Genomic DNA, 24,214 nt, shown 5'->3' on the forward strand with positions numbered 1-24,214 from the left:
TCCCTTATCGCATCCCCCATCCCGGGCGCGGTAAGGGAGAGCTTTTGAATGCCTCTCTCCCTTCGTCCAGTCTCGGCAATTGCCTATATCTTATATATAGGGCGATCGGGGAGGTGGAGGGATAGGTATTCGGAATCTCTTTTCCCCTTCATCCAGTCTCTGCGGTTGGCTACGCTTTGTTCTATTTCTGATCACTCGGTCGAGGCGATTGCCTATACCTTATATATAGGGCAATCGGGGGCGTAGCAGGATAGATGTTTGAAGGGGTTAGCGCTGAGTACCGTATTTTTGCACTACTCAAAACAGGACGGTGTGCCCAATCATCGGGCAAGCCTCCTACACACGATACACGGATATTAAGACCCTCAAGTACATATTCATTGCCCTACTGGCCGTCGCGTTGCTACTCTACGGACTCCCCGTAGTACTCGTGCATGTGCCTGCGGTTCAGCGACACCTCGCCAAAGGGGCCTCACACCTGCTGACGGCTAAGCTCGGGGCACCGGTGAAGCTCGGCGAGGTCGATATCACCTGGCCCGACGGGCTGACGCTTCGCCATGTCGCCATCGACGACCTATCGGGCCGTCCGCTGCTTCGTGCCGACCGACTCTCGGGCGGTATCGATCTGGGTGCGCTCTTGCTCGGGCAAGTCCGTTTTACCTCCGCCCGACTCATCGGCTTCGACATCCAACTCCGGAAAGCGAACCCCGACAGCCCGCTGAATGCCCAATTCATCTTCGACGCGCTTGCCTCGAAAGACACTACTTCGACCGGCGGCATCGATTTGGCAATCCGCGGCATCCGACTCTCCCGCGGACGAATGAGTTACGACGTAGGTCGCGACAAACCACTCGCCGGCCGATTCGATGCCACCCACCTCCGCGCCGACGACATCGACGCAAAAGCTACGCTTCACGAACTACACGGCGACCGGCTTCGTGTCGAAGTGCACCGTTTACGATTCCGCGAGCGATCGGGATTGGAGATCCGCCATCTGTCGGGCAACCTCCGCAAGCTCGGGAAGCAGCTCGAGCTTCGCCATCTCCTACTCCACCTACCGCGCACTTACCTACACATCGCCGTAGCAACTACCCGCCTGCCTCTCGACTCGGACGACACACCGATCCGCCTCAACCTCCAGCCCTCGGAGGTTTGCCTCGCAGACCTCGGAGCATTAGTGCCCGCACTCAGCGATTTGCCTGAGACATTGCGCGTAGCAGCCACCGTGTCCGGGACCTTAAACAATCCCGTGCTCGATAAGCTATCGGTGAGCCAAGGTGAAGCGCTATCGCTCACTGCACGGGCTGCGCTTCGCGACGTGCGTCATGCACAACGTCTCTACATGGATGGTCGCGTGTCCCGCCTACAAGTCACCACGGCCGGTGCCGGCATGCTCCTCCGGCGGTTAGGTGACGATCCGTCCGCCGCACTCCCTTCGGTCATTGAGCGGTTAGGCACGCTACACTTCTCGGGGGAAATCTCCGGCTTCCTGGACAAGCTCGTCGCATACGGTACGCTGAACTCCGACGTGGGCCGACTTGCCATGGACATCATGATCGGGCGAGACCGGAGCCAACGGATAGCCACGTCGCTACAAGGACGGATAGAGTCGTCCGATCTGGACATGCATCGCCTCTTCGATGAGGGCAATGCATTCGGCAACGTACGTTTCAGCGCAGAGCTCGACGCGTCACAGCCCACGGGCGGCGATCTGGCAGGCATCGTCCGCGCGCGAATCGACCGGCTGGAGTACAACCAATACGGATATGAGAACATCGAGCTCGACGGCAGCTTCCGACCGCGCGAGTTTCGTGGCAGCGTACGCATGGACGATCCGAATGGCAGCCTACATGCCGACGGCCTATTCCTGAGCAACGGCGCAGCGTCCGCGTTCGACTTCACAGCAATCGTCCACCATCTACGCCCCGATCGACTTCGTCTAACTGACCGCTACGAAGAGCCCGACCTTAGCTTTGCCATCCGCAGTAACATCACTGGTAACAGCCCAGACAACTTTCGTGGCACGGTCTGCATCGACGCCCCTGTCTTCCGCACCCGCACCGATAGCCTCGCGCTCCGATCCGTCTGCATTGAGGCTGACGGCCAACCGTCCGACCGACGTATCGCAGTGCACTCGGAGCTCTTAGATGGAGAGCTGCGCGGTGCCTTCGCTGTGGCTGACCTTCCCGTGGCACTCCGTGAAGTGATGCACACCTGCTTACCGTCCGTTTTTGAAGCACCCGCCAAACGAACTGCCACCGCCGGTGAGTCGCCACGCTTCTCCCTGACTGCGTCGGTGCGGAACACGGAAGTACTCTCGCGCCTACTCGGACTGCCCGTCACCGTCGTGGAGCCAGCCACCATCGCCGCAGATTATGACGGCCGCACGGGGCGTGTACATCTCACGGCAGACTTGCCCCACTTTCTGGCGGCTGGATCCACCTTCCGCGCCGGAAAGCTCACTGCCGACAATGCCGACGGCCCAGTACGCGTGCAGATTGAAGCCGATCGCATGCAGCAAGAAGGCAACTTGAGCCATATCCACGTAGAAGCGGAGGCGGAAAGCGACCGGTTGAAGACGCGCTTAGCCTTCCGCTACCCGGAGGCCGGCGTAGATCTGGCGCTATCGGCCGCCACGCGGTTCAGCATGCACACTGGCGCGGACGGTCGACAGGCATTGCTGGCCGACATCGATCTGGAGCCGAATCGCCTCGTCATCCGCGACTCCACCTGGCAGACGGAGCCGGCTTCCGTGACCATCGACGGCCGCGACATCACTATCCGCAACATCCACTTAGCCAACGGCTCGCAATACTTGCGCATCAACGGTCGACTCTCCGAACGCGATCCACAGGAGACGCTCCTACTCGACCTGAACGACCTCGAGCTACGCGACATCTTCCGCATCGTCGACATCCCCGTGCTACAGTTCGGAGGCCGCGCCACGGGTACTGTCCGCCTGAACGACCTCTACGGAAGCCGCATCATCAGCACCGACCTGGACATTCGTGACTTCGCCTTCAACGACGTCGTACAGGGCCGCCTTAATCTCTTCAGCGCGTGGGACAACGCCCGAAACGGTATCCTCATGCGCGGTACGATCTTCAAAGACTCCACCACCTTCACCGACGTCAACGGCTACATCTTCCCCGTGGGCGACAGTGCCGGTCTGGCGCTCCAATTCGACGCCCACAACCTCGACGTGGGCCTACTCCGTCCCTATCTCGACGCCTTCACGCATACCCTCGATGGACGCGCCACGGGGCGCATGCGCCTCTATGGCACCTTCTCCGAAATCAACTTCGAGGGTAGCGCCATGATCCGTGATGGACGTATCGGCGTGGACTTCCTCAACACGGTCTACAGCTTCAACGACTCCGTACGCCTCACCCCGACCGCCATTGAAGGCCGCGCTATCACCCTCACAGACCGCAACGGACACACCGGCACGCTGGACTTCACCGTCCGACACAACCACTTGGAGAATTTCGCCTTCCAAGCTGACATCGCCGCCCGCAACCTGCTCCTCTACGACGTGCCCCGCAAGATGAACCCCCGCATTTATGGCTCCGTCAGCGGCACCGGAACGGCTCGCCTCCGCGGTACAGAGCAGCTGATCGACATCGACGCCGCCGTCACCACCGACCGTCAGACGGCCATGAGCTTCGACTTTAACTCCGCCTCCTCGGCTGAAGATTACGGCTTCATCCGCTTCCTCCCCCCCGTCCTGACGGACACCGCCCTTGCCCTCCGCCCCCCGCTCATCGTGCCCACAGCGGACGACGACGCCACCGAGATCCGTATCAACATCACCACCGACATCACCCCCGACGCCACCTTCGAACTCGTCATGGACCCCATCGCAGGCGATCGCATCCGCGGTAACGGCACCGGAAACCTACAAATCAAGTATTCCACCAACGCCGACTTGGGCCTGTACGGCACCTACACCATCCGCGAGGGCAACTACAACTTCAGCCTCGAGCAAGTGCTCCGCAAGGAGTTCCGCATCCGCGAGGGCAGTCGCATTGACTTCCGCGGCAACCCCACTGATGCCCTGCTCGACCTCAGCGCCGTCTACGCCCTCAAGGCCGACATCGAGGACCTGGACGAGCGGCTGGCCAGCGAAAGTGGCTCCCAGCGCACCATCCCCGTCAACTGCATCCTGCGCCTCAACGGCCGCCTCACCTCGCCCGCCATCGCCTTCGACATGGAGTTCCCCAACTCCACCGGCGAGCTGGCCCGACAGGTGCGCGCCTTCATCGGCACCGAGGACATGATGACGCGACAAATCATCTACCTCCTCGCCATCGGCCGCTTCTACACGCCCGGCTATTCCGGCAACGGCTTCCGCGCCGGCGAGCTCAACGCCGTGGCCTCGTCCGCCCTCTCGGCGCAGCTCTCGGGCATCCTCAGCAGCCTGACCGACAAAGTGCGCATCGGCACCAACATCCGCACCCAGCAAGACGGCACCAGCGACAGCGACACGGAAATGGAAATGCTCCTCTCCGGCCGCCTGCTCAACAATCGCCTCCTCTTCAATGGCAACTTCGGCTACCGCGGCAACTACATCCAGCGCAACGCCTTCATCGGCGAGTTCGACCTCGAATACCTGCTGGGCCCCACCGGCGACATCCGCCTCAAGGCCTACAGCCACGCCAACGATCTCTATCGTTACAACTTCAAATCGCTCACCCGCCAAGGCGTCGGCATCCTCTTCCACCGCGACTTCACCTCGCCTGCGGAGCTGATCCGCCGCCGTTCACTGCGCCCCGTTCAGTCGAAGTAGGCGCCCCTCAGCGTATCGTGAGTTTGATACGGAGGCGATCCACATCCGGCCGATTTCCTGAGGAAATGAGCCGAAAAGTTTTGTGGCGGCCGATTTCCTGAGGAAATGAGCCGAAAAAGTTTTGTGGCGGCCGATTTCTCAAGGAAATGAGCCGAAAAGTTTTGTGGCGGCCGATTTCCTGAGGAAATGAGCCGAAAAGTTTTGTGGCGGCCGATTTCTCAAGGAAATGAGCCGAAAAAGTTTTGTGGCGGCTGATTTCCTCAAGGAAATGAGCCGAAAAAGTTTGTGGCGGCCGATTCCCTTGAGGCAATCGTTCGTCGAACTCACGCATTATTTGTGCTACAAAGGCCAACACGCCTATCCGATACGTAGAAAGGTTCGTGGACGCATTTCCGATTGGCTATATCTTTGCCGCCGTTAAGCGCGTCGCAAAACGCAGTCACATTTTTTTATTCCCAATAAAACAAGTAGTAAGTAAGTATGAAGTTCCTTCTCTGTTCGATCCTTTTGGCTTGTACCGCATGGATCACCACGGCACAAGAACCCCAGAGCTGCCGCCTGGGATTCAGTTACGAATTCAGCAACAACAAAAACTGGGGGAAAGACAAACCCGTCATCATGAAAGTCTACCCCAACTCGCCGGCCGAAAAAGCAGGCCTAAAGCAAAACGACATCATCGAACGCATCAATGGCGCTCGGATCGAAGAGATCTCACCCGACGACGTCGACTCGCTCATCTCCGACCCTGAAGTGCGCGAAGTGCGCCTCACCATCCACAACTTCAGCAGCAACAACCGCGAGGTGACCCTCGAGAAAGAGTGCACCTCCGCCCTCTCACTTGGCGAAGAACAGCTCGCCACGGCCTTCTCCATGTACAGCGTCGAGAGCACACACGACCGCCTCTTCATCTGCCCCTTCATGACCAAAACGACCGATGCCGCAGTCGACTTTTCGCAGTTCACTACCTTCGACTTCACCGACACCGACGACCACACGATCTCCAAGATCGAATCCGTCATCAACAACGTCCTCAAAACCGAACTCACCAAGAAGGGGCTCCGCCAACAATCCATCAAGCCCGACTTCACCATCCAGACCTATTACAAGTTCAACAAGAACCCCAACTTTAAGAAGAAGAGCCGCGAGACCGCCGAACAGTCGCCCACCTTCCGCTACGACATCACCCGCGACCGCGTCACCAAATTCCCCTTCTACGACGCCAACACCCCCGAAAGCGAAGCCGAATACATCCTTCAGTTCGGTATCCGCTTCATCGATCAGCGCTACGTCCGCGGCCGCGTCCTCTGGGAGTGCGAAGCCAACGAACTGATGAGCAGCCCCTACGCCGTCGATGAGTACGCCTCGATCCACATCCCCCTCATGTGCATGCAGTTCCCCTACGTCAAGTACGAGCGCAACGCCCAGTTCATCCTCACCAAAAATAGCCACAACTACACCGGCATCCGCTACAGCATCTATGAGCTGAACAAGGTGGTCGACGTGGACTACGGATCGCCCGCCTCCAAAGCCGGCATCCAGCGCGGAGACATCATCGACCGCATCAACGGCAAGCGTATGGATCACACGGCCGACGAGTTCACCGCCGCCTATCGCCAGTTCATCACCAACACGCTCAAATATCGCGACAGTGGCACCCGCTTCACCAACGCCAACGGCTTCCCCAACTGCATGTTCTGGGACAAGTTCAAGTACCCCCAGATCGCCAAGATCTTCGAGACCGATAAGTATATGACCGCCTTCTCCTACCTCTACTTCTTCGCCCCCTACGTCAACCCCGAAGGCACCGGCGCCAACGTCTGCATCCTGCACCTGCGCCGCGGCACGGAGAAGTTGGAGTACATCATCCGTCCTGAGCTGCGCTCCGAAAAGACGATCGAACTGAATTGAACTACGTGATTTATCCGGAAAACTTTGAACATAAACTCGGCTTCGACAAGATCCGCGAACTGGTCGCCGCGCAATGCCTCAGTTCGCTGGGTCGCGAGCAAGTAGAAGCGATTCGCTTCTCGGCCGATGCGACGGTCGTAGCCGAAGAGTTGGAACAAACAGGCGAGTTTGTCCGCATTTTGCAGGGGGAGCGTGCTTTCCCTGCAAATTATTTTATAGACGTCCGTCCCACCCTCAGCCGCATACGGCCCGAAGGCACCTTCGCCGATGAGCCGGAGCTGTTCGACCTCAAACGCTCGCTGCAGACCATCGTCGACATCACGCGCTTCTTTCGGCCCGTGGACAAGAGCGACGACGCCCAGCCGGAGTATCCCGTGTTGGCCGCAATGGCCGGCCGAGTGCCCGTCTTCCCACAGCTCGTGCGCGACATCGACGCCATCCTCGACCGCTACGGCCGCACGAAGGATAGCGCCTCGGCTGAGCTGGCCCGTATCCGCCGCGACATGTCGGCCGTCTCGGGCAGCATCTCCCGCAACCTGCAGTCCATCCTCCGCTCGGCGCAGGCTGAAGGCTGGGTGGATCGTGACACGGCGCCCACCATGCGCGACGGCAGACTCGTCATCCCCGTAGCCCCCGCCTTCAAGCGACGAATCCGCGGTATCGTGCACGACGAATCAGCTACCGGCAAGACGGTCTACATCGAGCCCGAAGCCGTCGTCGAAGCCAACAATCGCATCCGCGAACTCGAAGCCGAGGAGCGACGCGAGATCGTCCGCATCCTGACCGCCTTCACCGACGTGCTCCGCCCACTCGTGCCGGACATCATCCAGTCCTACGAATTCCTATCCGTCATCGACTTTATTCGTGCCAAAGCCCGCTTCGCCGAAAGCATCGGCGCCATCGTCACGCTGCCCCAAAACGAGCCGCTGATCGACTGGCAGGAAGCCGTTCACCCCCTCCTACTCCTCGCCCACCGCAAAGCCGGCAAAGAGGTCGTTCCGCTCGACCTCTCCCTCGATCGCGACCGCCGACTGCTCATCATCTCCGGCCCCAACGCCGGAGGGAAATCCGTCTGTCTGAAGACCGTCGGACTGCTACAATACATGCTCCAATGCGGCATCCCCATTCCGCTCCACGAGCACTCCCGCACGGGCATCTTCGAGCGTATCTTCATCGATATCGGCGACGAACAGAGCATCGAAAACGACCTCAGCACCTACAGCTCACACCTGACGAACATGAAGTACTTCGTCCGTCACGGCAACGAGCGCACGCTGCTGCTCATCGACGAGTTCGGTAGCGGCACAGAGCCACTCATTGGCGGCGCACTGGCCGAGGCGTTGCTCGAGCGCTTCAACCGTCACCGCGCGTTCGGCGTCATCACCACGCATTACCAGAACCTCAAGCAGTACGCCGAGGATCACGAGGGCGTCGTCAATGGCGCCATGCTCTACGACCGCAACCTCATGCAGCCGCTCTTCCGCCTCTCCGTCGGCCATCCCGGTAGCTCATTCGCCATCGAGATCGCCCGCAAGATCGGCCTGCCTGACGATGTCATCGCCGAAGCCTCCGAAAAGGTGGGCAGCGATTACGTCGACATGGACAAGTATCTCCAGGACATTGTCCGCGACAAGCGTTACTGGGAAAACAAGCGACAAAACATCCGCCGCCGCGAGAAGCAACTCGAGGAGCTGGTCGCGCGCTACGAACAAGATCTCGAGTCCGTGAACAACCAACGGAAGGCGATTATCGGTGAGGCCAAAGAGGCCGCACAACGCATCGTCGGCGAAGCCAATGCCCGCATCGAGAATACGATCCGCGAGATCCGCGAGGCGCAGGCCGAGAAGGAACGCACGCGTGCCGCACGCCGCGAACTGGACGCGTTCAAAGAGACCGTCAGCCAAACGAACGAAGACGACGAACGCATCGCCCGCAAGATGGAGCAGGTGCGCCAACGTCAAGAGCGGCGCAAGGAGCGCAAAAGCAAGAAGCAGTCGCCCACTGCAAGCAATCCCTCTGCCGCTCAGCCAAAGGCCGAACGGCCACTGGCCACGGGCGACGCGGTGCGCATGAAGGGCCAGACGGCCGTCGGAAGCGTCTTGGAAATACAAGGCAAGCAGGCCGTCGTAGCCTTCGGGACGATCAAGAGCACCGTCGCCACGGAGCGCTTGGAGCGCGTCGACCAGGCCGCCCTGAAGCGTGCCACGACGCGCAGCGCCACCTTCCTCAGTGCACACACGGCCGATGCCATGCACGAGAAACGCCTGCATTTCCGCCAGGAGATCGACCTCCGCGGCATGCGTGGCGACGAGGCGCTGCAAGCTGTCACCTACTTCATCGACGACGCCATCCAAGTCGGCGCCGACCGCGTCCGCATCCTTCACGGCACGGGCAACGGCATCCTCCGCCAGCTGATCCGACAGTACCTCCCGACCGTCCCCGGCGTCGCCCACTTCGCCGACGAAGACATCCGCCTCGGTGGCGCCGGCATCACCGTCGTGGATCTCGAGTAGGGGAAAAGAAAAACGATTTCCGACCAGCCCCAATCGGTCATTAGCCGACCGGGCACACACCATAAAACGAAAAGTCCTCCGGACGACGAGACCTTAAAGTCTTGCGCCCGGAGGACTTTTCATTTTTCGTTTTTCGTTTCTCAGTTCTTTCTCCGCTTGTATTTCTCCATTTCTGGCAGATAGCGGCGGATGGCAGCGATACGCGTCTCGTCGCTCGGGTGTGTGCTAAGCAGCTCGGGCACGCTCGACCCACCCTGAGACATGCGTTGCCAGAAGCCCACAGCCACGTTCGGGTTGTAGCCCGCCATGGTCATAAACACCAGCCCCATATAGTCGGCCTCCGACTCGTGCTTGCGTGAGAAGGGCAACATGACGCCCACCTGCGTTCCGAGTCCGAAGACCGTGGAGGCGAGCTGCTGCGTAGCGGCCGACTTCTTACTCAACGCCGCGCCGAGGATGGCCGCACCATATTGTGCCACCAGTTGTTGGCTCATGCGCTCATTGCTATGCTTGGCCACAGCGTGCGCCACCTCGTGTCCAAGCACCACGGCCAAGTCGTCGTCCGTCGGTGTCAGGTCGAGGATCCCCTCGTAGACCACGATCTTCCCGCCCGGCATGCAGAAGGCGTTGTGCTGCTTGTCCTTGATCAGGTTAAACTCCCAGCGGAAGTTCTGCAACTCGCTCTCCATGCCATTTTGGCGCAGATATTCCTCCGTAGCTGCGGCAATGCGTCGGCCGACGCGTACGACCTTTTCGGTTTTCGCCTTGTCGCTCGATTTGACCGCCGTTTTCATGTAAGCGTTGTACTGCGACAGGCTGGCCGTAAGCAGCTCCGAGTCGGATACGAGCAGCATCTGCCGCCGACCTGTCAGGGGGACAACGCTGCACGCCGCCACAACGAGCAGCATGCATAATCCAATGATCTTTTTCATTTCCGTGTCTATTGATTAGTTCGCCGCAAAAGTACGCCTCCGCAGGAAAGAGCCGGAAAAGGTTCGTCTCCCCCTGCTCAATAATGCTTCTCGGATCGAAACCAGAGTTTGAATCGTTTCTGAGCCTCATCTCAGGTCAAAACAACTGTTTGAATCGTTTCTGAGCCTCATCTCGGATCAAAACCAGAGTTTGAATCGCTTCTGAGCCTCATCTCGGATCAAAACCAGAGTTTGAATCGTTTCTGAGCCTCATCTCGGGTCAAAACACCTGTTTGAATCGTTTCTGAGCCTCATCTCGGGTCAAAACGGCTGTTTGAATCGTTTCTGAGTCTCATCTCGGGCCAAAACACCTGTTTGAATCGTTTCTGAGCCTCATCTCAAGTCAAAACAACTGTTTGAATCGCTTCTGAGCCTCATCTCGGGTCAAAACACCTGTTTGAACGGTTTCCGCGCCGCGGATTCCCCATGAATCCCCCACCTCCAAAAAACAAAGCCGACTTACCCACCCTTTTCGTCGGGGGATAAGTCGGCTTTCGCATATGGCACGAAAGAGAGGCAAAGGCGGCGATGCGCCTCATGCGCTCTTTCTTCGGTTTGTCGAATTACTCTTCGATGGCTGCCTGTGCTGCAGCGACCCGGGCGATAGGCACACGGAACGGCGAGCAGCTGACATAGTCGAGGCCTACCTTGTGGCAGAACTTCACGGACGAGGGTTCGCCACCATGTTCGCCACAGATACCGCACTTCAACGTCGGGCGAACAGAGCGTCCCTTCTCGGTAGCCATGCGGATCAGCGAGCCAACGCCCTTCTGGTCGAGCACCTGGAACGGATCCACCTTCAGGATCTTCTTGTGCAGATAGATCGGGAGGAAGGAGGCGATGTCGTCACGCGAATAACCGAAAGTCATCTGCGTCAAGTCGTTCGTGCCAAACGAGAAGAACTCTGCAGACGTAGCGATGCGGTCAGCTGTCAGCGCGGCACGTGGCACCTCGATCATTGTACCCACGAGGAAATCAATCCTGTCTCCACGCTCGGCGAAGAGTGCCTCGGCCTCGGCACGGATCACGGTTTCCTGTTCCTTGAACTCGTAGAGGATACCCGTCAGCGGCACCATGATTTCCGGATGGGTCTCCACGCCTTCCTTCTTCAGATCGAGTGCAGCACCGAGGATGGCGCGTGTCTGCATCTGCGTAATCTCCGGATAGGTGTTGCCCAGACGGCATCCGCGGTGACCGAGCATCGGGTTCTGCTCGTGGAGTGCTTCCACGCGCTGACGGATGTATGCGAGGCTCACGCCCATCGCTTCAGCCATCTCCTGCTGACCCTTCTCATCGTGCGGAACGAACTCATGCAGTGGTGGATCGAGCAAGCGAACCGTCACGGGATAACCTGCCATCACACGCAGGATACCTTTGAAGTCGTCCTGCTGATAAGGCAGGATCTTCGCCAGTGCCTTCTTCCGATCCTCTGCATTTTCAGCCAAGATCATCTCGCGCATGGCTTTGATCTTTTCTCCCTCGAAGAACATGTGCTCCGTACGGCAAAGGCCAATACCTACAGCACCAAAGTTGCGTGCGCTCTGTGCATCGTGTGGCGTATCGGCGTTGGTGCGCACCTTGAGACGGGCGTACTTGTCTGCCAGCGTCATCAGGTCTGCAAAGTCGCCTGACAGCTCGGCTGCCTTCGTGTGCACTTCGCCTTCGTACACCTCACCGGTCGAACCGTTGATCGAGATATAGTCGCCTTCTTTCAGCTTCACGCCGTCAATTTCGACTGTGCGATTCTTGTAGTCTACGTTCAGTGCGCCTGCGCCCGATACGCAGCATTTACCCATGCCACGAGCCACCACAGCAGCGTGCGAGGTCATACCACCGCGAGCCGTCAAAATACCTTCGGCTACAGCCATACCTGCCAAATCCTCTGGCGACGTCTCGAGGCGAACCATCACCACGTGATGTCCCTTGGCGTGCCATTCGGCGGCATCGTCGGCAAAAAAGACGATCTGGCCCGTCGCAGCGCCCGGTGATGCGGGCAATCCACGCGTCAACACCTTCGCTTTCTTCAGCGCCTCCTTGTCGAAAATCGGGTGGAGCAATTCATCGAGCTTATTGGCGTCAATGCGCTTGATGGCGGTCTTTTCGTCGATCATACCTTGACGGAGCAGGTCCATCGCGATCTTCACCATGGCCGAACCTGTACGCTTGCCATTTCGCGTCTGGAGGAACCAGAGCTTACCGTCCTGTACGGTGAACTCCATGTCCTGCATATCGTGATAATGGTTCTCGAGGCGGGTCTGGATCTCATCGAGTTCCTTGTAAATCTCGGGCATGGCTTCCTCCATGGAAGGATATTTGGCCACACGATCGGCCTCGGAAACTCCCGCCAGTTCTGCCCAACGCTGTGAGCCGATCTTGGTGATCTGCTGCGGTGTACGAATGCCGGCTACGACGTCCTCGCCTTGTGCATTGATCAAATATTCGCCGTTAAAAAGGTCCTCGCCAGTTGCCGCGTCGCGTGAGAAGCAAACGCCCGTGGCCGATGTGTCGCCCATGTTGCCAAACACCATCGCTTGCACGTTCACTGCCGTTCCCCATTCAGCGGGAATGCCTTCCATCTTCCTATAAAGGATCGCGCGCTCGTTCATCCAAGAGTCGAACACGGCGCAAATGGCTCCCCACAGCTGATCATAAGCGCAAGTCGGGAAGTCTTTTCCCGTCTGCTTCTTCACTGCTGCCTTAAAACGCTTTACGAGTTCCTTCAGGTCTTCAACTTCGAGTTCGTTGTCGAGCTTGACACCCTTAGCCTTCTTTACATCTTCGATAATTTCTTCGAAGGGGTCGATATCCTCCTTATTTTCCGGCTTCATGCCCAGCACGACGTCGCCATACATCTGTACAAAGCGACGATAAGAGTCCCAGGCGAATCGCGGGTTACCCGTTTTGCGGGTTAAGCCTTCCACGACGTCGTCGTTCAGTCCGAGGTTGAGGATGGTGTCCATCATGCCCGGCATCGAGGCGCGTGCACCGGAGCGCACAGAGACCAGCAGCGGGTTTTCCACGTCTCCAAACTTGGAGTTCATCAGCATTTCAACGTGAGCGACCGCTTTTTTCACATCGTCTTGCAGCAACTCGACCATCTTCTCTTTTCCAATCCGATAGTATTCGTTGCACACGTCCGTCGTGATCGTGAAACCCGGTGGAACGGGTACGCCGATCAAGTTCATCTCTGCCAAATTGGCACCTTTTCCTCCCAGCAGATTTCTCATATCTGCTTTTCCTTCGGCCTTTCCGTTACCGAAGGTGTAAACTCTCTTTACTTCCATTAGGTCGTATATTTTTTATGTGTCTCGCTGTTTTTTTAAGCGGCGGCAAATATATACGCTTTCGTTACACCGCCGTTTTCGCAGTTTTTTTCATCGTGCTGGTTGGCGCCAAGGTCTTCTTGAGGCTATCCATACCTTTGCGCCCCTGAAAATTCAAATGGCATTGCAATTTTGACACGAAAGAAAAAACCGTGCCCCGTCGTTGAGGGCGTGAAGGTGACGGACGTGGCGGCTGAAGGAAAAGCTGTCGCAAGAATTGACGAGAGAGTGGTGTTTATCCCTTGGGCGGCCCCGGGAGACGTTGTTGATGTGCGACTTACGCGTAGAAAAAGTCATTACGCAGAGGGTACAATTGTCGCGTTTCGAGAAAGGAGCCCACTACGCGTGGATCCGTTTTGCGAGCATTTCGGTGTGTGCGGAGGCTGCAAGTGGCAACATTTACCGTACGAAGAACAGCTGCGTTTTAAGCAGCAGCAAGTTGTCGACGCCCTGACTCGCATCGGGCACGTGACGCCGCGTGAGGTGCAGCCCATTCTTGGCTCCGAGCAGACGACGCACTATCGGAATAAGCTCGAATTTACGTTCTCTAATCGCCGCTGGCTAACCGCAGAAGAGATTGATTCAGAAAGGAATGACACGGACATGAATGCACTGGGCTTCCACATTCCGGGCATGTTTGATAAGGTGCTGGACATTCGCCGCTGCCACCTACAGGACGACGTGTCGAACCGCATCCGACTCGCCGTCAAAAAATATTGCCTCACGCACGATGGCTACCCATTTTTTGACCTAAAAAATAACGCCGGGTTCGTTCGCACGCTCATGATTCGCACCTCATCAGCGGGCGGGGTGATGGTCGTGATGGCTTTTTATTATGAGGATCGCGCGCGCAGGGAAGCGCTGCTCGATTTTATCGCCGCGGAGGTGCCCGAGATCACTTCCCTGATGTATGTCATCAACGAAAAATGTAATGACACATTGACCGACCAAGATATTCGCCTCTATCGCGGGGTGGATCATTTGATCGAGCGAATGGAAAACCTGCAATTTAAGGTCGGGCCGAAATCCTTCTATCAAACTAACAGTCAGCAGGCTTACAGGCTCTATTCCGTGGTTCGTGAATTTGCCGAGCTCAGCGGTTGCGAAACGGTTTACGACCTCTACACGGGCACGGGCACAATTGCCAATTTCGTAGCTCGTCGCTCGCGGCGCGTCATCGGTATTGAATATGTGCCGGAGGCTATCGACGACGCACGCGTGAATGCCGGACTTAACGGCATCGAAAATGCCGTCTTTTACGCGGGCGACATGAAGGACATGCTCACCGAATCGTTCATTGAGGCACACGGGCGACCCGACGTGGTGATCACTGACCCGCCACGGACGGGCATGCATAACGACGTGACTGACACCATCCTACGAGCAGCACCCGAGCGCATCGTCTACGTCAGTTGTAATCCTGCGACGCAGGCTCGCGACATTGCACGGATGGCGGACCAATACGAAATCGTGCGCATCCAACCCGTTGACATGTTTCCCCACACGCATCACGTGGAAAACGTGGCTCTACTGAGAAAAAAGTGCGCAGAAAAATGTTAGCGTCACTCTTCAAATGTTTCAAACGGAAGCCGTCCGCAGTGGTGCAAACGTCCGAGACGGTCGATGTGACGCCACAGCCTCGCCCGCTGTCTGACACGGAGAAAAATGGCTACAGAACGTTGGCCGCGCTCTGTCTGGCGAAGGAAAAACAGGACGAAATGGCAGTCTTTATTGACAACCTGAACGATTTTGAGGGCGATGACGGATATTTTACAACCCTCAACTATGTCATGGACTGGGAAGACGATCACGATCTGTTTTTCATCATGGCCGTCGATTGGAAAGAGGAGGTCGATACGTTGGAATGGAGGATCGATAATGCGGTAAAAAACAATTTTGGACTCTGCATCTCCCTTCCTGATCCTCAGGATTATATCGATACACCTGTCTACGATCCGAAAGTCTTTCCTGACTATGAGGCGGCACTCAGCAAGCACGATTTGAAACTCGGTTTTATTGATACGCAAGCTGACGAGTACGTTTTTTTCGTCCATCGGACAGCCGATCAATCCGCCGTAGAGGAAGCAGTGCGCCAAATCGGGTACCGGTATAAATAAAGCCTCCACTTTTTCACCCCATAGACGTTTCCTTCATTTTGCACGAGCCTTTTTTGATTCAAAAAGAGGGTACCTCCGTTTGGCGCAAGTCTTTTCTGATTCAAAAAAAGGTCCAATCCATTTGGCATAGGCCTTTCTCGAATCAAAAAGAGGTTCTCTCTGTTTTGCACAAACTTATTCTGATTCAAAAATAGGGCGCCTCATTTTTGCATAGACCCTCTTCGGATCAAAAAGAGGTTCTCTCTGTTTTGCATAGGTCTTTTTTGAGTCCAATAGCGACTTAATCCGAATCGTTTATTAGGAGGGTCCTGAATTAGAGGCATAAAAATATGCGCCTTATAGGTCGCCTTGTAAAGATCATATAATCTGCCATCTGGTACACGTGGGGCGTATGCAATACGCCCCTACCTTACTAATAGAATAGGTCTTTTTTGAATCGAAAACGGGTTCATTCTGTTTTGCACAAGCCTATTCTGAATCAAAAAAGAGTTCCTTCCGTCTCGCATAAGCTCTTCTTGAATCAAAAATGAGTTCCTTCCGTTTTACGTGAGACTTTTTCGGATCAAAAAGAGGTTCTCTCCATTTCGCAAAAACTTATCCTGAATTAAAAGGAGGGTGCCTCCATTCGGCATAAACCTATCCTGAATCAAAAGGAGGATGCCTCCATTTGGCATAAGTCTTTCCTGAATCGAAAAAAGGTTCCCTCCGTTTTGCAGGATACTTTTTTGGATCAAGGAAGGGGGTAAACGGTTTCGCGGGTATCTCACATTGGCCTTAAAAAGGGACGTGCAGGATGGCGAGAGGCCTCTTTGGGAGCAAATTAGTAAAAGACATTCTTCTTATTTAGTTGCTTGGCCAAAGCAATTAAGAGACATTTTTGCGGATTAATTGCTTCAATAGAGCAACTAACAGACATTTTCACGGCTTAATTGCTTCAACAGAGCAACTAAGAGACATTTTCTCGGCTTAATCGCTTCATCAGAGCAACTAAGAGACATTTTTACGGCTTAATTGCTTCATCAGAGCAACTAAATAACATTCCTGCGACTTAATATCTTCCGCGAAAGACGGTCTGCTGTAGCACTGCATAGCGAGTGCTTCGACAGAGCGCGGGGTACGACGCATGGCATGATGATCGCTGTCGGCCAAACGGATGGTAAACATTTCAGCATACCCCTCTGCCGATAAATGCAAATGGTGTCCCATTTTTGCAGGCGATTTTTGTGGTTCCGAGCGAGGGTCGTGACGAATGGCACGCATGGCTTTCGGCTCATATATAATATGTACGCGCGTATCTTTTATTATGTACGCAACTAAAAACGAGTAATGAGAATGAACAAGACCGGTTTGGCTTTCCTTGCAACGCTGCTGCTGATGGCCGGATGTCACAGTGAGCAGAAAAAAACGGAGCTGGCACCTGACCTGCCTGTCCTTCAGTCGCGAGGCGTGATCACGGCAGTCACGCTGAACAGCTCTACGTCGTATTTTCAATACAAGATGCAGCCCATGGGTTATGAATACGATCTGATTGCTGATTTTGCAGCTCGCAACGGTCTCAAATTGGAGATTAAAGTGGCCGAGAGTGTGGCGCAATCGATTGAAATGCTGCAAAATGGGCAGGCCGATGTGGTGGCATACCCGGTTCCGATCGATAATGAGCGAAAACAATCGCTGCGCTTCTGCGGTCGCGAAAGACAGTCGAGTCTCGTTGTGGTGCAGCGCAGCTCGAACCGAGATTCGGTGCTGACAGACGTCACGCAGCTTATCGGCCGCGAAGTGCATATCAAACCAGACAGCAGGTATCGCGATCGGCTGGAAAATCTGAACCGCGAACTGGGTGGAGGCATTCGTATCGTGGAAATGAAGTCTGACACTTTGTCGGTTGAAGATCTTATCGGAATGGTTTCTCGAGGCGAAATTCAATACACGATTTGTGAGGACGATGTGGCCCGACTCAATCGTACATACTACGGAAATTTAGATGTCAGTTTGGCAGTCAGTTTCCGCCAACGTTCCGCGTGGGCTGTACGGCGTGATTGTCCTTTGCTTGGGATGGCCATCGATCTTTGGGCCGCCGGTGCAACGGGCGACGACACCTATCGGGCGGCAGAAAAGCGCTATTTCGAACTCTCCAAGGGCGGCCCGGAGGCTATCGAGGCTGATGCAGAAACGCCCGACACCGTCAAGCAGACAAAACCGAAAGTGCCCAAAATGCGGCCGGGAATGATTTCGCCTTACGACGATCTTTTCAAGCGTCACGCCAAAAGTCTCGGCTGGGATTGGCGCCTGCTGGCCGCCATAGCCTATTTTGAATCGCATTTTCGACCCAACGCAGTCGCCTGGACAGGCGCTAAGGGGCTGATGGGCATCATGCCGTCCACCGCGCGTGCCCTCGGCTTCCGATATGAAGAGATGGGCGACCCCGAGAAGAACATTCGCGCAGGAATTGAATGTCTGCGACGTTTCCGCGGCTCTTTTCCAGCGGCAAGTGAAGAGGAACGTGTCAAATTGACACTCGCTTCCTATAATGCAGGTGTCGGACACATCAACGACGCCCAACGTTTGGCCAAAAAATATGGCCATAACCCCAACGTATGGACTGACAACGTGGCAGAATACATCCGCCTCAAGGCAGAACCCAAATATTACACCGATTCCGTTTGCCGCTTTGGGTATTTACGCGGCCGCGAGACTTATCGCTATGTCGACGCAGTGCTTGGCCGTTATCATCATTATCGCGAACTCACGGAAAAGCAAACAGCAGAAAAAACGGAGAAAGAATGAGGCGTGCGAAAAGACATCATCCATTTTCTTCCGTCTCCTACATGGATGAGAAATGCCCCCGCGGGGGCTTGATTTTCTTTTGCCTTCTTTTCTTTCATCAAGGAAAGAAAAGAAGGTGCAGAATCGGTAGCGAAGCTCCTCATAAGCCCCGCCAAATGCAGGAATTTATACGTGCCAATTGACAGAAGTATCTCCAGCCATACACTTTCTATTCATCGAAACTTCAGGTCAAATACATGACCTCATTTTTTCATCATACACACCCTCATTATGAAAAAATACCTCCAAATTTTCCTCTCGTTTTTCAAGATAGGTGCCTTCACCATTGGTGGAGGTTACGTGATGATCCCGCTGATCGAAAAAGAAGTCGTGGAACGTCGGCGATGGATTGAACGTGAGGAATTTACCGAAATGCTCACCTTGGCGCAATCTGCACCAGGCCCAATTTCGATTAACTCCGCTGTTTTCGTTGGGTATAAGACGCTCGGTCTCGGAGGAATGATCACCGCCGTTTTAGGGACTGTCATTCCGTCATTTGTGGTCATCCTGCTGGTTGCCATGTTCTTTACCGACATCCGAGAAAACCCCACGGTGGAACGCATCTTTCGTGGCATCCGGCCAGCGGTTGTCTCGCTGATTGTCGTGCCTGTTGTCAACATGCTGAAGAAAAGCGGTTTCAGTCCCTTCGTCGTCTCATTGGCCACGATTGCAGCGCTGGCGGTTTGGTTGTTTGGCGTTTCGCCCGTTTGGGTTATCGCAGCAGCCGGCGTGACCGGTGTCATCTACCATTCTTGGATCGCGAAAGAGCACCCCGAGAAATAAAATGGACAAAATGACAGGCCGCGGCTATTCATATTCCCCGCTTCTCAACTATTTTCCTCCATGCCGCTTTGCGAGATCTATTTTTCGATCTTTGTTTTTAGCATTCTGTTTCACAGTATACACTTTTCGATTTTAGTTTTTCACTTTTAGTTCTACGAGATCTATTTTTCGATCTTTGTTTTTAGCATTCCGTTTCGCAAGATACGCTTTTCGCTCATAGTTTTTCACTTTTAGTTTTACGAGATCCATTTTTCGATCTTTGTTTTTAGCATTCCGTTTCATGAGATACGCTTTTCGCTCATAGTTTTTCACTTTTAGTTTCACAAGATCCATTTTTCGACCTTTGTTTTTAGCATTCCGTTTCACGAGATACGCTTTTCGCTCTTAGTTTTTCACTTTTAGTTTCACGAGATACATTTTTCCCTCAATGGAAATTTACATCCAACTGTTTATTACGTTTTTCAAGATCGGAATTGTAGGCTTCGGCGGTGGATATGCCATGCTTTCGATGGTTCAATACGAGGTCGTTGAAGTACATAACTGGCTCAGCGTGGGCGAGTTTACTGACATTGTGGCCATCTCGCAAATGACGCCAGGACCGATCATTATCAATTGCGCCACCTATATCGGCTACACAGCAACGGGCGGCAGTATCCTCGGCTCCCTACTTGCCACGACAGCGGTCTGCCTGCCGGCCATCATCATTATGACATTGATCTGTCGTTTCTTCCTGCTCTTTCACAACAACGTCTACATGACCGGAGCTTTGAGCTGGATGAAGCCCGCGGCCATCGGACTCATCGCAGCGGCGGCCCTGCTGTTAATGAACGAACATAATTTCATCGATTGGCGTAGCGTGGTGATCGCCATCGGGGCCTTCGTGGCGTCTTATTTTTTTCGTGTTGGCACAATCCGCCTTATTTTAGCTGCCGGATTGGCAGGTTGGCTGCTGTTTTAGTCGTTCATCGAACTTAAAATGGCTCCTTAGCAGATGCATAAGGCCTGTTTGGAGGTATATTTTTTTGCCTTCGACCGGCGTAAGTCTCTACTTGTCAACAGATTTCAGCCTGCCACTCCTATCCCCTCTCCTTTTCTTGATAAAAGGGAAGGGGCAAAAGGAAATCAGGCCCTCTCGGGGGCATTTCCTTGCCGTGTAGGCGTACAAGCAACCCATTAACGAACCCTATTTTCTCATCACATTATGCTAACGAAGATTTTAGACGAAAACGCGGTGCATCGCTTTAGCCGCTACCTTGAAAAAGGCGAAAAATTTGTACTGACGGCCCATCTCTCGCCCGATGGCGACGCGATCGGTTCGGCGCTCGGAATGGCCCACTATCTTTCGGAGCAGGGCAAGGAGCGTGTGCATGTGATTGTCCCTAACGATTTTCCAGCTTTTCTCAAGTGGATGCCCGGCGCCGAAGATGTCTTGATTTATAACAAGTATCCGGACTACGCGGAGCAATTAATTCGCGAAGCAGACGTGATTATCAATCTCGACTTTAACGAACCGAAACGTATTGGAGACCTTGCACCTCTCGTCGAAGCCGCTTCGGGGCGAAAGGTGATGATCGATCATCACCTCTATCCCGCTCCCGACTTTTGTCGCCTCGTGATCTCTCACCCGGAGCTTTCTTCGACGTGCGAATTGGTCTTCCGGTTGCTCTGCGCCATGAAAGCGTACGATGACATCAGCCGCAACGCCGCGGAATGCCTTTATACGGGTATGATGACCGATACAGGAGCGTTTAGCTATAATTCTAACCGCGCTGATATCTATGTCATTATCGGCGAACTGATCAAGAAGGGAATCGATAAGGATGCCATTTATCGGCAGGTCTATCAGGTTTATTCAGAGTCTCGTATGCGTTTGATGGGGTACACTATGAACGAAAAAATGAAGGTTTACCCTGCGCAACAGGCCGCCTTGATCACCCTCACGAGCGATGAACTTCGGCGCTACCATTATAAGACGGGCGATACGGAGGGTTTCGTGAATATGCCTCTCGACATCGACGGAATCGTCTTCTCTGTATTTATTCGCGAGGATCCTGATTACGCTAAAGTGTCCCTGCGATCCGTCGGGAGCTTCCCTTGCAACCGTTTTGCTATGCGTTACTTCAACGGCGGCGGTCATAAGAACGCATCTGGAGGCGAATTTTACGGCACACTCGAAGAAGCGATCCGAACTTTTGAGCAGGGTTTGGCGGAATTCAATCCGACGCATTTTACAGAGACGGCCGAAGAAACACAGGCCGTGTAAGCCTGACAGATTGTCACTTGCAGACCCAAAAGAAAGTCCCCCGAACGAAGGCTTGACACCTGTCGTCCGGAGGACTGCTTTTTTCGAGGCACTTTTTATTCGTGCCTTACTTCTTGAGACTATTTGCGGAGCACTTTTTTCTCGTGCACTACTTCTTGAGAGCCTTTTGGGGTAATTTTTTTCTCATGCCTTACTTCTGGAGACCTTTTTAGGGAAACTTTTTTCTCGTGCCTTACTTCTGGAGAACCTTTGCGGGACACTTTTTTTCATGCCTTACTTCTTGAGAGCCTTTTTGGAGCACTTTCTATTCATGCTCTACTTCTTGAGAGCCTTTGTGGGGCACTTTTTTTCTATGCCTTATCCCTTGGCCTTCTCCGTGGGGCGAAGCACCATGCGGTAAGACTGATCCTTGCTGATATAATAGCCAGCCCAGTTGTAGAACGAACGCAGCTTGTTCCGAAAGTTCACTAACGACATGATGTGAACAAAAGCCCAAATGGCCCACGCGAGAAATCCCTTGAGGAAAATCTTGCGAGACAAATCTGCCACCGCTTGATTACGCCCGATGATCGCCATAGCTCCTTTATCGACGTAACGGAAGGGCGTGGGCGATTGAAAATCTCGGTTTAGGTTGCGAGCTAAGTTCGTGGCCTGCTGAATGGCTACCTGCGCCAGCTGTGGATGACCGCCGGGATAAGCCGGATCGGCCGTCATGAGGGCAGCGTCGCCCACGGCAAAGATGTCGTCTTGCCCTTCGACGCGATTGAAGGCGTCGGTCTTCATCCGGCGTCCCCTTCCGAGCCGATCGGGAGTGTCGAGACCCGGAAAGGTCCGCGCTGACACGCCAGCGGCCCAGATCAGGTTTCGCGCCTCTAAGACCGTACCGTCGGAAAGGTGCACTTCATCGTTCACGAAGTCCTTCACGAAGACTCCAAGCTTGAGTTTGACTCCCTTACGTCGCAATGCCTGCTCAGTATAAGCCTGGGCACGCTGCGACATAGGCGCAAGCACCGTTTTTTGCCCGTCGATGAGGTAGATGTCGCCCAATTCAGAGCGACTCAGCTCGGGGTAGTCCTTCATCATAATGTTCTGCTTCATTTCGGCGAAGATGCCAGACAGTTCCACACCCGTTGGCCCGGCACCGGCTATGGCGAAAGAGAGCAGCTTGTGGCGTTGCTCGCTATCTGTAGTGCGGGTGGCCCGCTCGAGACGCGTATAAACCAAATTGCGCAACATGAGGGCGTCACCGATCGTCTTCATCGGCATGGCTTTGGCCTCGACGTCCGGATTGCCGAAGAAATTGGACTCCGCACCTGTGGCCATAATCAGCAAATCGTAATGTAGCTCGCCATTGCTAAGCACGAGCTTCTTCTCCTCTGGCACCACGGCCTGAAGTATCCCCATGCGGAAACGCGTGTTCGGCCGTTTGCGTAACAATCGGCGGAACGGGTACGAGATGGACGAAGGCTCCATGAAACCCGCGGCCACCTGATAGAGTAAGGGCGGGAAAAAGTTGTAATTGTTCATGTCTACCAATGTCACGCGGTACTTTCCACCGCGATCTAACTCCTTGACTAATCGCAGGCCGGCAAATCCACCGCCTACAATTACGATGTGTTTCCTGTCATCCATTTTGTTGTCGTTTAAATGTTGTGTGTAAGAAGCTGTTTTGAATTTATTGAGCGATTGTTTTATGGAGCTGTTTGGGGGGATCTTTCTCCTTTCTTGTTTCGGGTCTATCGAGGCCTGTTTCTGCCCTTTTGTTCCATCATTAATCCTCACATAGCTTGCTATGCTCGTCTAATGATGAAATAAAATCATCAGAAACATTCTCCCGATAGCCTCCGAAATAAATTCCAAACAGCTTCCAAGAATAAAACACGAAGCACTTCCCGCCGCGTAAAGTGGGGGAAGTGCTTCGTGTTCTTTTTCGCTAAGCTGTCTTCCGGACAGGTTACGCGCCGCGCTCCACAGGACAAATGCCTGGGGCGGTGAGGATGTGTTCGGCATTGCGAACGCGCTCTTCGGAGGGTGCGCTAACGTCTTTCAGTGTGTATGGAATACCCAATTGCTCCCACTTGTACGTTCCCATCGCGTGATAGGGCAAAACTTCCACCCGCTTGACGTTTTGCAGCGTGTCAATGAAGGCACGCAGGGCATGCAGATCGTCATCGTTGTCGGTTACGCCCGGGACGAGTACGTGTCGCACCCAAATAGGCTTGCCGATGTCGGACAGATAGCGCGCGCAATCGAGGATGTTACGATTCGTGCGTCCGGTCAGCTCGCGGTGCTTCGTGTCGTCGATCTGCTTGAGATCAAAAAGAAGCAAGTCAGTGTACTTCATCAGCTCTGCAAACTTTGAGAAGAACGGTTCCCGACGTGTGAAGGGTTGCCCCGACGTGTCGAGGCATGTGTGGATACCTTTCGCTTTGGCCTTACGGAACAGTTCAGTCAGGAAGTCGATCTGCAGCAACGCTTCGCCACCGCTGACAGTGATACCTCCCTCGCGTCCCCAATAACTGCGGTAACGCATGGCCTGCGTCAGCAATTCGTCCGCCGTACGCAGATCGTCCGTCTCGGGATCCCACGTGTCTGGATTGTGGCAATAACGGCAGCGCATGCTGCAACCTTTCAGGAAAATGAGGAAGCGAATGCCCGGCCCATCGACCGAACCGAACGTTTCAACCGAATGCACACGGCCTAAGAGGGAAGAAGTTTCCATGA

15 protein-coding genes are annotated in these 24,214 nt (G+C 54.7%); 9 read left to right on the plus strand and 6 right to left on the minus strand.

Annotated features, from left to right (window positions below; genetic code table 11):
- Positions 1-310: 310 nt before the first annotated feature.
- On the plus strand, positions 311-4,789 hold the full coding sequence (locus C7123_RS01410) for a translocation/assembly module TamB domain-containing protein (RefSeq protein ID WP_237269256.1): 4,479 nt from the start codon (positions 311-313) through the stop codon (positions 4,787-4,789).
- Between the two features lie 7 nt (positions 4,790-4,796).
- On the opposite strand, the gene C7123_RS12780 is transcribed toward C7123_RS01410, so the two are convergent.
- Positions 4,797-5,120, minus strand: coding sequence for a hypothetical protein (locus C7123_RS12780; protein WP_159049793.1), 324 nt, complete (start codon positions 5,118-5,120; stop codon positions 4,797-4,799).
- A gap of 149 nt (positions 5,121-5,269) precedes the next feature.
- On the opposite strand from C7123_RS12780, the gene C7123_RS01415 reads away from it, so the two are divergent.
- Positions 5,270-6,697 carry a PDZ domain-containing protein gene (locus C7123_RS01415; protein WP_037979315.1) on the plus strand — a complete coding sequence of 476 codons (1,428 nt, stop codon included), beginning with the start codon at positions 5,270-5,272 and terminating at the stop codon, positions 6,695-6,697.
- Positions 6,698-6,702: 5 nt separating this feature from the next.
- Positions 6,703-9,210, plus strand: coding sequence for an endonuclease MutS2 (locus tag C7123_RS01420; RefSeq protein ID WP_069176392.1), 2,508 nt, complete (start codon positions 6,703-6,705; stop codon positions 9,208-9,210).
- 140 nt (positions 9,211-9,350) lie between these two features.
- On the opposite strand, the gene C7123_RS01425 is transcribed toward C7123_RS01420, so the two are convergent.
- Both C7123_RS01425 and ppdK read right to left on the minus strand, forming a co-directional pair.
- Entirely contained in the window at positions 9,351-10,142 is a 792-nt protein-coding gene (locus C7123_RS01425; RefSeq protein WP_069175527.1) for a M48 family metallopeptidase, read from the minus strand.
- 602 nt (positions 10,143-10,744) lie between these two features.
- The gene (gene ppdK / locus C7123_RS01430; protein WP_037983611.1) at positions 10,745-13,465 is read right to left on the minus strand and encodes a pyruvate, phosphate dikinase; all 2,721 of its coding nucleotides are present in this window, start codon (positions 13,463-13,465) and stop codon (positions 10,745-10,747) included.
- A 171-nt stretch (positions 13,466-13,636) separates the two neighbouring features.
- Here ppdK and rlmD point away from each other — a divergent pair, with 171 nt between their 5' ends.
- The 4 genes from rlmD (at position 13,637) to C7123_RS01450 (ending at position 19,227) form a co-directional block, all read left to right on the plus strand.
- On the plus strand, positions 13,637-15,064 hold the full coding sequence (gene rlmD, locus C7123_RS01435) for a 23S rRNA (uracil(1939)-C(5))-methyltransferase RlmD (protein ID WP_069175528.1): 1,428 nt from the start codon (positions 13,637-13,639) through the stop codon (positions 15,062-15,064).
- A gap of 41 nt (positions 15,065-15,105) precedes the next feature.
- Positions 15,106-15,621, plus strand: a complete 516-nt coding sequence (locus tag C7123_RS01440; protein ID WP_216820860.1) for a DUF6630 family protein — start codon at positions 15,106-15,108, stop codon at positions 15,619-15,621.
- Between the two features lie 1,332 nt (positions 15,622-16,953).
- A complete protein-coding gene (locus C7123_RS01445; RefSeq protein WP_069175530.1) occupies positions 16,954-18,405 on the plus strand; it encodes an MltF family protein in 1,452 nt (483 codons plus the stop codon).
- 270 nt (positions 18,406-18,675) lie between these two features.
- Complete coding sequence (locus C7123_RS01450; RefSeq protein ID WP_069175531.1) at positions 18,676-19,227, plus strand: chromate transporter; 552 nt, start codon at positions 18,676-18,678, stop codon at positions 19,225-19,227.
- Between the two features lie 132 nt (positions 19,228-19,359).
- Here the strand turns inward: C7123_RS01450 and C7123_RS01455 are convergent, their stop codons facing one another.
- Positions 19,360-19,593 carry a hypothetical protein gene (locus tag C7123_RS01455; RefSeq protein ID WP_109187370.1) on the minus strand — a complete coding sequence of 78 codons (234 nt, stop codon included), beginning with the start codon at positions 19,591-19,593 and terminating at the stop codon, positions 19,360-19,362.
- 61 nt (positions 19,594-19,654) lie between these two features.
- On the opposite strand from C7123_RS01455, the gene C7123_RS01460 reads away from it, so the two are divergent.
- Both C7123_RS01460 and C7123_RS01465 read left to right on the plus strand, forming a co-directional pair.
- A complete protein-coding gene (locus tag C7123_RS01460; RefSeq protein ID WP_069175533.1) occupies positions 19,655-20,185 on the plus strand; it encodes a chromate transporter in 531 nt (176 codons plus the stop codon).
- Positions 20,186-20,428: 243 nt separating this feature from the next.
- Positions 20,429-21,490 carry a DHH family phosphoesterase gene (locus C7123_RS01465; RefSeq protein ID WP_069175534.1) on the plus strand — a complete coding sequence of 354 codons (1,062 nt, stop codon included), beginning with the start codon at positions 20,429-20,431 and terminating at the stop codon, positions 21,488-21,490.
- 357 nt (positions 21,491-21,847) lie between these two features.
- On the opposite strand, the gene C7123_RS01470 is transcribed toward C7123_RS01465, so the two are convergent.
- Together C7123_RS01470 and pflA are read right to left on the minus strand one after the other, a co-directional pair.
- The gene (locus C7123_RS01470) at positions 21,848-23,122 is read right to left on the minus strand and encodes an NAD(P)/FAD-dependent oxidoreductase (RefSeq protein WP_069175535.1); all 1,275 of its coding nucleotides are present in this window, start codon (positions 23,120-23,122) and stop codon (positions 21,848-21,850) included.
- Positions 23,123-23,444: 322 nt separating this feature from the next.
- Positions 23,445-24,212, minus strand: a complete 768-nt coding sequence (gene pflA, locus C7123_RS01475) for a pyruvate formate-lyase-activating protein (protein ID WP_069176393.1) — start codon at positions 24,210-24,212, stop codon at positions 23,445-23,447.
- Positions 24,213-24,214: the final 2 nt, after the last annotated feature.

Origin of the sequence: Tannerella serpentiformis (assembly GCF_003033925.1) — a bacterium.
Taxonomy (GTDB): domain Bacteria; phylum Bacteroidota; class Bacteroidia; order Bacteroidales; family Tannerellaceae; genus Tannerella; species Tannerella serpentiformis.